The sequence below is a fragment of the Actinomadura sp. GC306 genome, assembly GCF_004348665.1.
Taxonomy (GTDB): Bacteria; Actinomycetota; Actinomycetes; order Streptosporangiales; family Streptosporangiaceae; genus Spirillospora.
In genome coordinates this window covers 1-1042 of sequence record NZ_SMKM01000541.1, presented here as the reverse complement: position 1 = coordinate 1042, position 1042 = coordinate 1, and the positions used below count along the sequence as shown (strand labels likewise).

Sequence of the window (1042 nt, the reverse complement as noted above, 5' to 3'; positions counted from 1 at the left end):
GCCGGGGACGGCGGGGCCGGTGGCGGCGGTGGTGCCGAGCCACAGCCCGGGCCGCGCGCCCTTCCAGACGGTGTCGCAGAACAGCCAGAGCGCGCGGCCGGGCGAGCCGGGCAGCGCGGCGCTGAATCCGCAGTCGCGGTCGACGCTGTTGCCGGGCGCGGCGGTCTCGTAGGCCGACAGGACGCGGGCCGGCGGCGCCGCGCCGGGCGGGCCGGAGGACGTGCCGACCGCCACGGCCGCGACCGCCGCGGCCAGCACGGCGGCGGCGGCCAGGGCGATGAGCGCGGCGCGGCCGCGGGGGAGGCGGCGGTCCAACGGGCCCCTCCCTCCTGCGGCGCGGACACGGCCGCGCCGGGGGGCCGGGCGGCCGGTCTCACAGCCTGCCCCGCCGCCGCCCGGCGATCAACCCGGCCGCCGCGTCCGGCGGCCCCGGGCGGGCGGGGCGCATGTTTGCGCGTGTCGGTCGGGGTAGCGCTGTAGTGGCCCGGTTCCGCGTCCCCGAGCCGCCACGGCGAAGGGACGCGCACGGGGCGGCTACCCCCCGATGGAAGGAATGACGATGGACACCCCCTCGGCGACCGGAGACGGCACCGGCAAGGCCAACGGAAGCGCGGCCAAGAGCGCCGCTTCCACGGCCAAGGCGGGCAAGGCCGGGAAGGCGGGCGCGGGCACCGCGCGCAAGGCCGCCGGAGGCGCGGCCAAGAGCGCCGGCGGCACCGCCAAGAACGCGGGCGGCGCGGCCAAGGGCGCCGGAGCCAAGGGCGGTGCGACCGCCGCCAAGGGCGCCAAGGGCGCCAAGGCGGGCGCGGCCGAGGGCGCCAAGAGCACCGCCGAGGGCGCCAAGGGCACGGCGCGGGGCGCCGGCAAGGGCGTCGCGCAGGCCGGCGGCCAGGTGGCGGCGCTGCCCGGCCGCGCCGCGGGCCTGGCCAAGCTGATGACGCTGGGCCGACTGCTGCGCGCGGTGCCGGTGGCCGGAGCCGCGGCGGCGGGCGTGATCGTCGACTGGCAGTCGGCCCGCAAGCGCTGACCCCCGCCCCCTACC

General features: G+C 80.9%; 2 protein-coding genes. One reads left to right on the top strand and one right to left on the bottom strand.

Annotated features, from left to right (window positions below):
* Positions 1 to 315 (bottom strand): hypothetical protein (locus tag E1200_RS33385; RefSeq protein WP_207933678.1); only part of this gene is annotated, 315 nt, incomplete at its 3' end.
* 244 nt (positions 316 to 559) lie between these two features.
* Here E1200_RS33385 and E1200_RS33380 point away from each other — a divergent pair.
* Positions 560 to 1027 (top strand): hypothetical protein, encoded by a 468-nt coding sequence (locus E1200_RS33380; RefSeq protein WP_131956681.1) that lies wholly within the window; start codon positions 560 to 562, stop codon positions 1025 to 1027.
* Positions 1028 to 1042: the final 15 nt, after the last annotated feature.